This window comes from Streptomyces sp. NBC_01190 (assembly GCF_045039895.1).
Classification (GTDB): domain Bacteria; phylum Actinomycetota; class Actinomycetes; order Streptomycetales; family Streptomycetaceae; genus Actinacidiphila.
In genome coordinates this window covers 6929259-6943833 of sequence record NZ_CP108580.1, presented here as the reverse complement: position 1 = coordinate 6943833, position 14575 = coordinate 6929259, and the positions used below count along the sequence as shown (strand labels likewise).

Below are 14575 nucleotides of genomic sequence, written 5' to 3'. Positions count from 1 at the left end.
CCCCCCGCGTCGACCAGAGCGGTAGTGCTGCGAGACCGCCGCATCGGGCCGTTGCGGGGAGCAATGCTCAAGACCTGTGGATCAGCTCCGGGCGGGACGCGGAGGGCGTATCTTCCCGAATGATCCTGTGATGGTCACCGAGTAGGCCCGCGTTGGCGCGCGGGTCGGGAAGGCACGCCCATGCTCAGCGTAGTCACCGCCGACGGCTCCGCCGATTCCGGCTCCCTGATCGAGGGGTAGCAACCCGCACCGAGCAGGCGGACGTTGGCCGAGCGCTGAGCCCGCGGTCAGGGCCCGTACCAGGATCTGTGGTCGGTGTCCTAGCCGGGACCGCGTTCGCTGACCGGGTCCGGACCCGCCGTCGGCGCCGGGGACCTACGGCAGGTGTCCCCGCCGGGACCCGCGGCCGGTGTCCATACCGGGCTGCACGCATCGTCGCCCGCCTCACCTGCCCGGCCGGCTCAGGACCGGGGCCAGCCGCAGCCGGATCTCGGCGGCCGTCGGCGAGCCCAGTTCCTCCGCCAGGAGCAGGGCCTGCTGCCAGCGGCGGACCGCCGGCTCCTCCTCGGCGCGGGCGTGGTGGATCTGGCCGAGCAGGTCCAGGGTCTGTGCCTCACCCGAGCGGTCGCCGCTGATCCGGCGGCACTCCAGCGCCTTCCGGCCGAAAGCCAGGGCCTGTTCGGGGTCTTCAGCTGCCAAGTGGGTCCGGGCCAAGGCGTCGAGGACACTGCCCTCCGGCCGCCGCTCGTCCCATGTACGGAACATCGCCAGCGCCTGCTCCAGGGCGGTCACGCTCTGCGACAACAGGCCGGCGTCGCAGTAGAGTTCGCCGAGATTGGCGAGCGCGATGGCCTCGCCCGCCTGGTCGCCGGACTCCCGGCAGATCTCCAACGCCCCCTGCTGATAACCGATCGCCTCAGTCGGCTGGCCCATCCGCCGCGAGGTGTTGCCGAGGTTGGTCAGTACCCCGGCCTCGCCGCTGCGGAAGCCGGCCTCGCGCATCAGGGCGAGCGCGGCCGTGTAGTGGCCGACCGCCGCCGGGTAGTGCCGCAAGTTGTGCCTGGCGACGCCCAGTCCCACCAGCAGCCGGGCCTCGGCTAGCCGGTCGTCGAGCAACCGGGCGCTGGGCAGCGCCAGTTCGAGGCAGGTTATCCACTCCGCCCAGTGCCCGCGGGTCTCGAAGAACCCCCACAGGAAGCGCGCCAACTGCCAGGCGTGCCGATGCCGACCGGTCCGCGCCGCCGCCGTGATCAGTGGGGCGAAGTTGCCGCGTTCGGCGTCGAGCCACTCCAGCGCGGCGGTCCGGTCCTCAAAGTCAGGTCCGGTGGTGGGCAGTCCGGGATCGGCGCGGTCGAGCCGCCGCGGGCGCAACCGCTCCTCCGCGTCGTCCACCGCCGCCAGGTAGGTGTCCAACAGCCCCCCCAGGGCCGCACTTCGGTCAGCGACCTCCTCGGTCCGCCCGCACTCGCGGGCCGCGTAGACCTTGAGTAGGTCGTGCAGCCGGTAACGGCCTGGCCGCGGTCCGTCGAGCAACTGGCAGTCCACCAGGCCCTCAAGCAGCCGGTCCGTGACGGCCGGCGCCGTTTCGGCGAGCGCCGCCGCAGCGTGCAGCCCGATCTCCGTCCCCGGGAAGAGGCCGAGCAACCGGAACATCCGCCGCTCCGCCGGTTCCAGCGACCGGTAGGACAACGCGAAGGCTGCCGCCACGCTGCGGTCCTCCACGGCCAGTTCGTCCAGCCGCCGGTCCTCGTCGGCCAGCCGGTCCCGTACGTGCGACAGGGTCCACCCCGGGCGGTGCCGCAGCCGGGCCGCGGCTATCTGTACGGCCAGCGGAAGTCCGCCGCAGGCCCGCACCACCTCGTCGGCGGCCACCGGTTCGGCGGCGACCCGGTCAGGTCCCGCGACCGCCCCGAGCAGCGCGACCGCGTCCGGGTGCGGCAGCATTCCCAGGCTCAGCACCTCGCCGGCGTCCAGCCCGGAGAGCCGGCGCCGGGAGGTGAGCAGGACCAGCGAGGCGGCGGACCCGGGCAGCAGGGGCCGTACCTGTCGGGCGTCCACGACGTTGTCCAGTACCAGGAGGGCACGGAGCCCCGCGAGCCGCGACCGCCAGAGCGCCGCCCGGTCGTCCGGCTCGGCCGGCACATGCTCGCCCGGTACCCCCACCGCAAGCAGCAGCTTCTCCAGCGCGGCGGCCGCGGTCAGAGGCGGCCGGCCCGGGGTGTGACCATGCAGGTCGAGGTAGAGCCGCACATCCGGGTAACCGTGCTGGAGCCGCCGGGCGGCGTACACCGCGAGCGCCGTCTTGCCGACCCCCGCCATCCCGTCGATCGCGCACACCCCCGACCGCTCGGCGGCCGCCGCGATCCGCCCGGCCTCGACTGCCCGGCCGGTGAAGTGGTCCGCGCCGCGCGGGAGGTTGATCCATGGCGCGCCAGCGCCTGCGGCGGGCTTCTCGGGTACGGGTCGGCGCCCTCGCGGGCCGGGTACAGACCGGAGCCCGTCCGGCCCAGGTACGGACCGGTGCCCAACCGGCCGGGGCGCGGGCTGCGGTCCTCCGGGCTCAGGTACGGGCCGCGACCCCCCCGGTCCGGGCACGGGCCAGGCCCCCTCCTGCCCGGGTGCGGGCAAACCCCCCTCCCGCCGCCACACCGCCACCGCGCCCCGTACGGCCCCGATCCCCCTCCCCGCCCCGGCGTCGTCCAGCAGGGTCGGGTCCGACTCCACGATCCGCTGCCGTAGGGCGCCGAGTTGCGGCCCCGGATCGAGTCCCAGAGCCTCGGCCAGCGCGGCGCGGGCCCGGTCGAAGGAGCCCAGGGCGTCGGCCTGACGGCCGTCCCGGTACAGGGCCAGCATGAGTTGCGCCCAGGTCCGCTCCCGCAGCGGCTCCTCGTCCGCCAGCCGTCGCGTCGCCGCGATCGCCTCGTCGTGCCGCCGCTGGGCCAGCAGGACATCGACCAGGTCCCCCGCCACCGACTGGCGCTGCTCGGTGAGCCAGGATCGCTGTGTCCCGGCGAACGGCCCCGGGACCCCGCCCAGCGGTGGTCCCTCGAACAGGCCGAGCGCCTCACCGAACAGCCGCTCAGCTGCCTCGTTCCGCCCCGCCCGCCAGTTCGCGCGCCCCTGGTCACGTAGCCGCTCGAAGACGGCGAGGTCCGACCCCTCGGGGGACAACAGCAGCCGGTAGCCGGATGCGTGCGACTGGATGTGCCGGCCAGGCGAGCGGGGCGGCCGTACCGGTTCCAGGACGCGGCGCAGCCCGGCGACGTATGTGTGCAGGCCGCCCGCCGGATCCCGCGGCAGGTTCTCGCCCCACACGGCGTCGATCAGGTCACCGCGGTAGACGACCTGGTCTCGGCGCACCGCGAGCACCGCGAGCACCGCGCGCCGCAAAGGCGGCCCGAGCGGCGGCTCGCTCGCGCCCACGAAGGCGCGCAGCGGCCCGAGCAGCCGGACCGACAGCCGGATCCGCGAGTCGTCGCCCTCCACACCCCACCCCCGAGCCCGTGGCCCGCGGGCGGCGAGGTGCGCGCCGTACGCGGGCGGGTCATCCAGACGCCGTCCAGACCGTCTTGCCAGGATGCCCGGCACATGGGACGCGTGGAAGGTTAGGAGCGTGTGATGGTGCCAACCAGATTCCGCAGGACGACAGGGCGCCGGACGGTGCGACGGACGTGGTCGGCGTTGGTGTCCGCACTGGCGCTGGGGGCGGTGGCACTCGCCGGCGCGCCGGCGGCGCACGCCGGACCCCAGCCGGTGCCGTGGGTGTACTACGTCGGTGACGACGGCGCCCTGTGGGGCTTCACTCAGCAGACGGACGGCAGTTGGACGACCGCAGCGCCCCAGGGGCCGACCGGCCAGACGCTTCCCGGCGGTCACGTGGCCGCGACGCGGATCGCCGGGGGGCTGCCGTCCGTGTTCTTCGTCGGCGTGGACGGGGCGGTTTACCAGGACTGTCCACTGCTCACCAAGCCGGTGGCCGTCACCGCCACGCGGCTGGCGCCCCCGGGGGCGGCGATCACCGCCGAGGTGGTGGGCGGGCAGATCACCGTCACCGCGGCGCGCCAGATCCCGCAGGGCAAAGCAGTCGCCGCCGCGCCCCGTACGCCCCCAGCCCTGGCCCCCGCCGCCGCCCCGCACGAGATCAGCAATCCCTGCTCTCCGCCGGTCAACGTCCGCTTCAACACCTCCTCAACCTACGCCGGCGGCGCGATGACCTCGGTCGGAACGTCCGGCGGCTACCACGACGTGCTCTTCGTGGACACGGCCGGAGCGGTGCGGGTGCAGTGGCAGGGGCCGCAGGGAAGCACCCTCTCCGAGAAGGCGCTGACCGCGCCCGGGACCGCCAAACCCGGCGGCGGCGTCACTGCGGTCAACACCCAGGGCCTCGGCCTTCCAGGCAGCGCCCTCACCCTCTTCTTCACCGGTCACGACGGCCGGGTACGGGTCGCCCACACCACGGAGCAGGGCTCTTTGACCGGCTCCGTCCAGCCGAACACCACCGGGACGGCGGACGCCCCGGACGGCGCGCCGCTGTCGGCGGTGGCCGGGGCCAAGGGGCTCGCGGTCGGGTACGCGGCGTCCGACGGCGCCTTCTCGGTGGCCTACCTGACCCCGACCGGCGCCTGGCAGAAAACCTTCCGCACCGGCGCGGCCGGCGATTTCGCCTCGGGCGCGCCGTCCGCGGCCACCGCCGCGGCCGACGGTGACTACGACTGGTACTGCGGCAACGGCCTGCGCGTCCCCGTCCACCTGCACGGGCCGCTGCCCGGCCCGAAGTGGGTGGACGTCGGTCTGCCGAACGTGGTGGTCGGGGCGTCCTTCGCCGCCGTCTGACGCACCCCGCCAGGAGATCAGGGGCGCCGACCTGCCCGGAGCACCTGGCAAGGGTGCTGAATCCCCCGGGAGCCGGAACCTTGGACACTGCCGCCCATGAGGATCTTGCGCGGGTGCGGCCCCACAACAGCTGTATATGTCGGTAAAAGGTTGGAGTGAAAGGCAGGGGCGCCTGCATACTGGACCGGCGCTTCGTGCACGCCATTTCTATAGTTCCATCGGAACGGATTTCCGTATGGGAACTCCGCGGTGGCGGTATAGGAGGCGGACAGCGACGACTCCCGTCCGCCCGATGTCTTTTGCGCCACTCGGAATCCACCGCACCGCCTGTCGGTCTGAATCCCGTCACCGCTCACGGCCCGGGGCGGAAACGGCCCCTCACCCGGGTCCCCGGCCTGTCGGCGCGGGCAAGGCTTCGCCCAGCACCAGCAAGACCTGCACGACCGGAATACCTGTCAGGAAAGCCCACTCAGCGAGGAGAAATCCGTTGAAGAGACTGCACCAGCCCGATACCGAACCGGCCGGGCACAGCTTGGCGTCTCCGGGACGGCGAGTGTTCCTCACGAGGGCCGCGGGCGTCACAGCGGGGCTGGTGGGTCTCGCCGCCGCTGTCCCCGGCCAGGCGCAGGCGGCCCCGGTCATCCCGGCGGCGGGAACAGCCCAGAGCAACTGGCGGTTCTGCCCGAAGTGCTACAGCATGTTCTTCTTCGGCTACGCGGACAACGGCCGCTGCCCCGCCGGCGGCGCGCACACCGCCCAGGGGTACAACTTCATCCTCCCCTATGGCGGAGCGGAGACCCCGAACGCCCAGTCCTACTGGCGGTTCTGCCCAAAGTGTTACTCCATGCACTTCGAGTACTACGGCCCGGGCCCCTGTCCGGCAGGCGCAGGGCACACCGAGCAGGGCTTCGTGTTTGTCCTGCCGCACGACATCGCGGCCCCACCGACGAGCCAGAGCAACTGGCGTTTCTGCCAGAAGTGTTTCGTGCTGTTCTTCTACGGCTACGCGGACAACGGTCGCTGCGCCGCCGGCGGCGCGCACAGCGCCCAGGGGTACAACTTCGTCCTCCCGCACGCGTAGCCGCCTCCACCCGGGCATCAGGAGACCGGGACCCGCGTCCGACCGGGCCCACGCGACTCCCTGGACCCGATGCGCACGCGCCGTGCCCCCCACCGCGCTGCCCCGATGGGGAGCCCGGTGCGGGGCGCGGCGCACGTAGTAGTCGATCTCAGGGCTGTCCCGCAAATGATCTCTGAGTGGCCTCGGGCACGGGTGGGCCGCTTCACGGCGGGCTGTGCCGCTGACCTGCGGCGATGCCGCCAGGGAGAGAGCCTCTCACAAGCTCTCACATCTGAAACGGACGATCCAGACGCCAAAAGCCTGCCTCCGCTCTGCGGAGACAGGCTCTGACCTGCGAAAACACCGTCGGGACGACAGGATTTGAACCTGCGACCCCTTGACCCCCAGCGGACGGAAGGGGTGACGGCGGGTGACACGTAGTCCAACCTGCCCAGGTCAGGACCTGTTTCATCCGCCCCGTATGCCACCTGCTGCCGCCTCGTGACACCCAGTCCGTGAGAGCCATGTGAGAAGGACGTGCCCCAGCGAGTTCTCCTCACCGCGACGGTACATGCGGGTTGGCGTCGACGAGGGCCAGGCCGCCGCACCGGGCAAGCTGGGGCACTCGCAGGGTTCCGCGACAGCAAGTTCGCTACGACGCCGACCTTCCGCTGCCATTATGGGCACCTTCGTCGCATGCAATACGCCTCCGGCTGCCCGCCCCGGCCCCGCATCCAGCCCGGAACCGGCAGCAACGGCCGGACCACTGCCCACTCCGCGTCCGTCATGTCCGACGGATAACGCGACTGTCGGCGGCGTTACCGAACCTGTGCGCCAGACAGTCACACTCCCGGGCGACCGGACTGGACTGCCCTGCCATCGACACGGAACACTCCGACAGCGGGGCCTCCTTACGTTGCTCGTTGATTCGACACCATCGAGCTGTTCAGAAGGCCCCACCCTTATGCACCGACTCCTCCCCGACCACCCGATCGGGAACCCCGGTTCGAAGCCCACCCCTCATGGCGGGAACGACAACAGCGACTGAGGCGTATTCCTTTGTACGGCAACGTCAGAACTAGCTCGCCAGAAGGAAATTTGAAATCTCATCCAAATATGATGTAGACAACCAAAGTGACGACAGCGGTAAACGCCGAGGCGCTCATAATTGCCCTAGTTGTGGACTTTCCGCCCTTTTCGCTACGGTCGACCACGAGATCGGATATGAGCATTCCGATAATAACCCCGAGTGCGAGCACAGAGATTTTACTTAATCTCTCCCGAGTGCTAATTGTCGACCGAGTGGGCTCCGACACCCACCCGGTCCGTATTTTTCCCAATTAGAGGTAGAATTTTTTCCTCTCACGACACGATAGGTGACCTATTGCCAGGATTGATTGCGACTTGGCGAGAATGGGCCAAATAGACCGCCATAGTCGCCCGTGTCATCGGCAAAAGAGAAATCTGGACCCGCGCTCTTAACAGCCGCATGAAGACGGGTCGTCAATACCAGGGGAGGTTCGATGGCCAGGCCGAGTGCCTCAGCGACCCGAGACTGCTCAGATGCTATCCCGGGCTGATTCGCCAACAAGTCACGACAGAGAAAATGCGTCGCTGATTGCATGACGGCCAAGTCCCCACCCGCAGAATACTTCAGACAGTCTCTCCAGTACGGAAAGCCAACCACCAACGCAAGAGCCTCATTCAGGTCGGTCGCAATAACTCCAGCCTCACCCTCCGAGCTTGCGTACAGCACCGGCCGCATGATTCCTACCGTTCCACACAGGTAGAACATGCCGCCAGTAAAGTCCCCGGCAATGCCTTCAAGCGGTAGCGAAGAGGCAAGCTTCGCGGACTCATCACCCGGCTTACGTCGGACATCAAACTCAAACCCATTTGCCAAAAGCTCGGCAAGCTCTCGGTCTTCATTTATTCGCCGCAGCAAATCAGTGGAATCTCCCATCACACTATGCTAGCAGAGCGATGGAGTCTGACCCCTGGGGACGATCAACCTGAGCCGTCCAAGCGGGGCTGCGATGCAAGAATACCCCTGCGTCGCGGCACCGCTCGCATTTTTATAGCATTCCTATCTTTCGATAGTATGCAAGCAATCCTTGAATTCCAGAGTTGTAGTAACCAGGATCCCCATACTGTTGCTGTCCTATTCGGCGCAAGTCCCAAACATCTCGAGCAAGAACAGTACGGAACGGCAAGCCGATCTCAGCCGCCTTTGTGGCACGCCCCAAGGATTTATAGGTCCTCGTCAGCGCATGATCGGCCTGTTTCATCACGATCGCACCGCCCTCGTTCCTGGCAAGGAATCCAAGGCCGTCTTGCGGCATGTGATGGGCTTCCAATCCGTCACCCACTGGCCCTGGATTAAGGTCCCCAAAACGACCCGAATCGTTCTCCGCTACGATCTTGCAAACATTGTGGACCAATATCGGCGTGGCCCCGGCGAGTACATAGTACGTGTGCAGTTGCGCGACCGTCAGGTTCCATCGATTGGCGGCGCCGGGAGTGGCGCGGACGGAGAGGACGGTGACGTGGGCGTTCTTTACCGTGTTGAGGGAGTGGTGGGCTTGCAGGCGGCCGGCGGGCACCCAGGTGTGGAGTGTGTCGTCCCAGAAGGGGTGCTTTGACGTTGTGTGGAGAGTGGACGATGTTCCGTCGGCCGCTTCAACCGTGAGGTCGACGAGGTCCTTGTCGTAGTTGATCCAGGTGGCCGTGACTTCTCGGGGCCCCTTGTGCTTGCCTGTGTCGGGGTCGGCCGCTTCTACCTTGTCGCCGGTCTTGATCTGGCCGATCGGCTTGGTGGCGCCGCCTTCCATCAGGACAGGAGTGGTGGGTGCGAAGCTGCACCCGCCCTCCTCTACACCCGCCTCATACGTTGCGAGGATGCTCAGGATGTTGAATGCGTCAGTCCCGAAGACCTCTGCTGAGTGCCCGTGGGTCGCAGCCTCGTACTGGTCCTTGTAGTAGTCGAATTGGCCCTGGGGGGTGCTGAGCTGTATCGCGAGTTGCGCGGTGGCCCAGGCTTCGTCGGCCTGGTTCTGCGCGTAGTTGAGGAGTGAGGAGCAGTTACCTGTCAGACAGTCGGCTACGTAGGTGGGTGTCTGCTCGAAGTGCCACGCGTTCCTGCCGGCTTGTACCGCCGGAGCCGCGAAGGACTTGCCGGCGGACTTGAGCCAGTTGCCCACGGAGCTCGCCACCGAATGTCCGCCGCCCCCCTTGCCATCGCTCGGTGCAGAGGCGGTGGGCACTGAATGGTGCGCGACGGTCGAGCCGCCGCCCTGCTGGCAGCCGGCGTTGCAGTAGCTGGCCCCGCCGTCGACCGGGGCGAGCATCTGGCCGGTGGGGTCGGAGTGGGTGACGGGGTTGTCGCCGGCGTAGGTGTAGCCGCCGATTTGGTTGGGGTCGGAAGCTTCGAGGATGGGGTCGGCGGATAGGAAGCGGCCGGTGGTGGGGTCGTATTCGCGTGCGCCGAGGTTGGTCAGGCCGGTGGTCTGGTCGGTGGTGCCACCGACGATGCCCTTGTCGTCGTGCCAGGTGGCGGGGCGGGGGGTGCGGTCGCCGCCGTAGGGGGTGAGTTCGCGGAATGTTGGGGTCTGGGCGGTGTTGTCCAGGCTGATGATGCCCGTGCCCTGGTCGTTGCTGAGGACGAAGCTGTAGCCGGTGCCGGTGGTGAAGCGTTCTGCGGTGGCACCGCCGGGCAAGGGGAGGCTGCGGACACCGGTGACGCTTCCGCCGGTGGAAGTGATCTCCTGATCCGGCAGGAACAGGGTTGTCGTCCCGCTCGGGTCGGTGCGCAGCAGTTGGTTGCCGTCGGCGTCGTAGATGTAGCTCGTGGAGGCGGTCTTGCCGTTCCCGGTGAGGGTGGCGAGATCGCCTTCGTCGTCCCACGTCAGGCTGTCGGCGGTCGGTGTGGAGGTAGTGTCTCCGAGCGCATCGTAGGTGTACGTGGCCGCGGGGCCCGTGGTGCCGTCGGGTGACGTGACCTGGGTTGAGGTCAGGGTGTCCGGCTGCTCGGTCTGGTCGGTGGGCTTTCCGTAGTGGTAAGCGGTGGAGGTGTCGCCTGCGCCAGCGGTCGTGCCATGGTCGAGCTCGGTCTTGCGGTTGCCGTCGCCGTCGAAGTTCCAAGTGGTCCAGTAGGGGTTGGGACCACCGACGGTGGCGGTGCCGCTGGTGGACGGCGCTCCAGCGCAGGCGTCGGTGGCGGTCCATGCCTCAGCCATTCGGCCCATGAGGTCGTACCGGTAGCACTGCGTGTCGGTGGATGTCCCAGCGGACTGGACATCGGTGATGCGGGTGATGTTGCCGTAGGGGTCGCGCTTGTACTGGGTGTCGTCGACGTTGGTGGCGTCGCTGGCACGGGTGGAGGTGGCGTCGGTGAGTGCGCCGGTGTGCTCGTCGAATTGGTTGGTGAGCAGGTTGCGGTTGGTGAGTTTGCCCAGGGTGGTCTGGCTGACGCGGCTGTAGGCGTCGTAGGTGCTGGTGGAGGTGTAGGTGCTCAGTCCTCCCACGGCCAGGGGAAGGCCCATACTCGTGTAGGTGGTGGTGACCGTCTCCTGCGGCAGTGTGCCGGCGGCCGGATAGGTCGTGGTGAGAGGGAGCTTGATGTTCGGGGTGTACGTGTTGGAGTACGCAAAGCTGGTCTGGCCGAATTGCGTGAGCGTGCTGGGCAGAATGACCTTGCTACCGGTTGGCTGGCCGAGCACGTTGTAACCGGTGATGGCGTTCGTGTAGGTCCCGGCTGTGGCGTCCGTGCCCGGTACGTAACGGCTGGAGGCTGTCAGGCGGCCGATGCTGTTGGCGACCGCCGGATCGTCGTAGGTCCAGGACGCCAGCTCAGGGGCTGTGTCGTCCGGCCCGTCGAACTCGCCGGTCTTGCGGCCAAGGGCGTCGTAGTCGTACGACAGTGCCTTGCCTCGGACATCCGTGGTGGAGGCCACGTTCCCGGCCGCGTCGTAGGTCATCGATGTGTGACCGGTGTCCGGGTCGGTCTGGTCGGTCTTCTGTCCGAGCAGGTTGTAGGTGTAGGCCCGGGTGTTGCCGCCGGGGTCCGTCAGGGAATCCAGTTGGCCGTGGTCGCCACCCTTGTCAAAGGCGTACGTAGTGGCCTCGGGACTGCCGCCGGTGACCCGGGTACCGGTGACCGTGGGCATCGAGGTGTACGTGTCGACCTCGGTCGTACGTCCGCGGGCGTCGGTGAACGTCGTGGTCGGGGTACCACCGGTCGGCGGGATAACGGTGGTGCGGTCCCCGCCGTAGACCGTCTGGGTCTGAGAGACGACGCTTGCCTTGTCTTTGGACACGTCCAGAACCGGCCGGCCCAGGCCGTCGAAGGTGACGACATCCTGGTTCGTCACCTGCGGATCTGTGGTGGCACTGACCAGGGTGGTGCTGGGCGTTGTGGAACCGTCCCAGTAGGGGCCGTTGGTCTTCCAAACCCAGCCGCGTGTGTCGTAATAGGTGTCGGTCAGCAGCCGACCGCCGGCGGGGGTCTGCGTCTGGGTCTGACGCGTGCGCAGCAGCGAGTCATAAAGCTCTGTGCTGACGGTGTAAGTGCCGTCTTCGTTCAATTGCTTGGTGGTCACCGAAGACGCGGTCGGCGAGACGACGTAGCTGTACGTGGTGTTGGCGGACTGTGTCGCTTTAGCGCGGCCGGGGAGCCACACGCTCGTCGTTCGGCCCAGGGCGTCGTACGCGGTGTCGGTCTCGGCGCCGTTGGGGTCGACCGTTGAGGTGATCTGGCCACGTGCGGGGTCGATGGTGGAGGTGCTTGTCTGGCTCTTGGCGTTCTTGACCGCCTCGGCGGTGGTCTGGCCGGCTGTGGTGGTGTAGTCGGTGTGCGTGTTGTGGCCCAGAGCGTCCCAGGTGTCCGTGGGACGGCCGTACCCGCTCTCCACTGCCGTCGCGCCCTTGACCTCGTAAGTGAACGCGCCCGCCGAGTAGTCGGTGGCCTGTTCAGAGACTGTGGGGTCGCCCTTGGTGGGTGTGTCCTGTGGCCAGGCCAGGGGCGCCGGCGGGAGGGCGCTGGGGGCGGTGTCGTAGAAGGTGCGGGTGTCGGAGATGACGGCGCTCGGGCGGGACAGGCCCGACGGGTAGCCCAGGCCGTCGGAGGTAGTGCTGTCGCCGGTGGCACAGGCCCCTTGGTCGGTCTCGACCTCGGCAGGGAGTCCGACGAGGTTGAGGCCGGCATTTGCGGGTGCGTACGTGGTCGACGTGCACTTCTCCTGGGCGGGCACCGAGATGTCGCCCTTGTCGTCGGTGTAGCGCAGCAGCCCGCTGGCCTTGTCGTAGGCGTTGGTGCTCTGCGTGGTGCGCCATGTGGTCGTGGCACCTGAGGTAACAGCGGTGCTGACGATGGCGGAGTCCGGGCGGACCATGTTCGCCGTCAGGGCCGGCAGGCCGCTGCGGCTGCGCGTGGCGGTCGCCGGGCTGATCCAGTACGACTTCACGGTCGCGGCAGCCGGCGGCCCGCCGTCGGCGGTGTAGGTGACGCTCTCGCGGACGCTGCCCGCAAGCAGATTGTTGTCGGTGACCGTCGAGGAGGCGCCGGGCACAGTGACGTCAGGGGACAGGCTGACGGTCGCGGTACGGGTCGCGTTGCCCGGGAGCGTGTCGCCGTCCATGCCCAGGTAGTAACGGGTGTCCGTCAGTGTCTTGGTGTCCGATCCCGCGCCGACGCGGGTCTGCACCTCGGGGTAGCCGCGCCACTGGCCCCAGGTGCGGTACTTGGCCTTGACGATCTCGTTGTCGTCGTAGTGCCAGCCGGGATTGCCCAGGTAGCCGTAGCTGGTGGTCTCGGCCGGTGCGCCGCCGGTCGCGTCGTTCTCGGCGACCGAAGAGACCAAGTACTTGTTGAACCAGTCCAAGACCATTGAGGAGGCACCGGGCGGCGTCCAGTACACCGGAAAGCAGGGCTTGGTGTTGGCCGACTGGGCCACCGAGGCGTTGCACGAGGCGCCGGTGTAGTGGACGGATATCTGTTCGCCGGCTTCGGTGGTGATCCCGGAGATGCGGTAGCGCACGAGGTCCGGGTAGCCGTTGCCGGTGTTGTACCGGTTGGTGAGCTTCTCCCCGGCGAACGTCACGGGCGGCATCGGGACGTCCGTGCCCTCGTCGCCTGTGCGGGTGATGGAGTCCAGCCACAGTGCGGGCTTGGTGTTGTCGCCCGGCGGCGGGAAGGACTGCGCCAGGGCGTACGTGTCGATCGCCGGGTAGTTCTTGCTCGTGGCGTCGTAGATACCGGTGCTGATCGACGTCAGCCGCTTGAGCGACCAGAACGACGGCGCGTGCGTGCTGCACGAAGCTCCGGAGTTGCAGTTCAGGTCGTAGGGGACGTCCGGCCAGTTCGCCGTGTTCGACGCGATCGGGTCACAGGTTCCCGTGGTGCACCGCTCACCGGTTGTGAAGGTGACGCGCTGCGGAGCGACCGTGTTGCCGTTGCCGAGGCCGTAGTCGATGTGGTCGAGGTACCCGCCGCGGGTGTAGGAGACGCCGGTGGTGCCGTTGTCTGCACCGTAGTAGTTGGTCTCTTTGTTGTAGTGGTAGACGATCGCGTTTCCGTGCAGGTCAACGACTTCGTCGAGGTTCCACTGCCATGCCTGCGCGCACGAGGCCTTGGCGAAGGTCGTGTTGTAGCAGGGGTCCGTGGAGTTGACGCCGTAGACCGGCACGGTCCAGGCGGAGTTGGTGGTTCCGTAGGTGGGGAGGCTGTCCCGGCCGAAATAGTAGACCGTGCCGTCGGTCGTGGTGATCTTCCAGTAGTCACCGTCGTAGGTGCCGTTCTGGGTCGACGAACCGGTGGTGACCTGCTCGACCTTCTCCCCGTCGTCATCGGACAGGCGCCACCCGGTGGGCGTGGAGGCATCCTGCACGATGTCGCTGGAGTGGCCCGCGAATGAGACGTGCAGGATCTGCCCCGCCCAGCAGCGATCCGAGGTCTTCGGAGCGGTGCCGGCCGGATCGTCCGAGCACGACGTGTAGGAGCGGGTGACCGCGCCCGGCTCGAGGCTCCAGCCATCACCGATCCAGCCGGCTTGATTGTCCGTGGAGGCCAGTCGGCCGTCGATGGACTGGGAGTCGTACGACAGCGACAGCGACGGCGTCAGCCCGCCCGCGGCCGGGGGCACGGAGATGGGGTAGCTGTAGGTGAAGTCGCCGCTGCTCTGCCCTGACGCCCAGGAGCCCGAGGGGGCCAAGGTCGTGGCCGAGTAGTCCCCCGCGCCGCCCGACACATCTGCGGCGATCGCCAGCACCAACGTGCCCGTTGGAGCCGCGGTGTGCCGCGCTGCCGTAAGAGCGCTGGCCCTGGCGGTCGTCGAGGACGGCGTTCCCGATGACACGGTGGTGCCCGGCAGGGTGACCTGTGCGGTCACGCGCCCCGTCGCGGGATCGTTGCTGTCGTGCGCCAGCGGTGTCTGCGTGCGGCACTGGGCCTTGTCCGGAGTGGTCAGCGCACAGGACGGGAGCTGGACCAAGCGCAGCCGGGAGGACCAGTCACCGCCGTAGGCGTCCTTGAAGGAGGAGTAGTCCATCGAGACAGAGGCCGTGCCACCGTCTCCGCTGCGAGTGGACTGGGCCGTGAAGACCAGGCCGGTCACGCCGGCTTCGGTGGCCGTCGTGTGGTCCTGCAGCCGGACAGTCACGCGAGAGGTGCCGGTCTGCGAGAGCCGA

General features: G+C 68.3%; 5 protein-coding genes and 1 pseudogene. 2 read left to right on the top strand and 4 right to left on the bottom strand.

The features are described from left to right. Positions 1–444: 444 nt before the first annotated feature. Positions 445–3486: an AfsR/SARP family transcriptional regulator gene (locus OG519_RS29255; protein WP_405590052.1), complete on the bottom strand. Its 3042-nt coding sequence runs from the start codon at positions 3484–3486 to the stop codon at positions 445–447. 132 nt (positions 3487–3618) lie between these two features. Between OG519_RS29255 and OG519_RS29250 the strand changes: the two genes are divergently transcribed. Together OG519_RS29250 and OG519_RS29245 are read left to right on the top strand one after the other, a co-directional pair. After that, a complete protein-coding gene (locus OG519_RS29250) occupies positions 3619–4833 on the top strand; it encodes a hypothetical protein (RefSeq protein ID WP_405590049.1) in 1215 nt (404 codons plus the stop codon). Between the two features lie 553 nt (positions 4834–5386). After that, positions 5387–5914, top strand: coding sequence for a hypothetical protein (locus tag OG519_RS29245; RefSeq protein WP_405590047.1), 528 nt, complete (start codon positions 5387–5389; stop codon positions 5912–5914). A 671-nt stretch (positions 5915–6585) separates the two neighbouring features. On the opposite strand, the pseudogene OG519_RS29240 reads toward OG519_RS29245, so the two are convergent. The 3 genes and pseudogenes from OG519_RS29240 to OG519_RS29230 form a co-directional block, all read right to left on the bottom strand. After that, positions 6586–6681, bottom strand: a pseudogene (locus tag OG519_RS29240) (IS5/IS1182 family transposase); the annotation flags it as partial. 593 nt (positions 6682–7274) lie between these two features. Further along, complete coding sequence (locus OG519_RS29235) at positions 7275–7856, bottom strand: hypothetical protein (protein ID WP_405590044.1); 582 nt, start codon at positions 7854–7856, stop codon at positions 7275–7277. A 112-nt stretch (positions 7857–7968) separates the two neighbouring features. After that, on the bottom strand, positions 7969–14547 hold the full coding sequence (locus OG519_RS29230) for a polymorphic toxin-type HINT domain-containing protein (RefSeq protein ID WP_405590042.1): 6579 nt from the start codon (positions 14545–14547) through the stop codon (positions 7969–7971). Positions 14548–14575 lie beyond the last annotated feature (28 nt).

What these genes read in the sequence shown, in the direction of transcription:
- OG519_RS29250 (WP_405590049.1), top strand. Translation starts at nt 3,619, where the DNA reads ATGGTGCCAACCAGATTCCGCAGGACGACAGGGCGCCGGACGGTGCGA.
- OG519_RS29235 (WP_405590044.1), bottom strand. Translation starts at nt 7,856, where the DNA reads ATGGGAGATTCCACTGATTTGCTGCGGCGAATAAATGAAGACCGAGAG.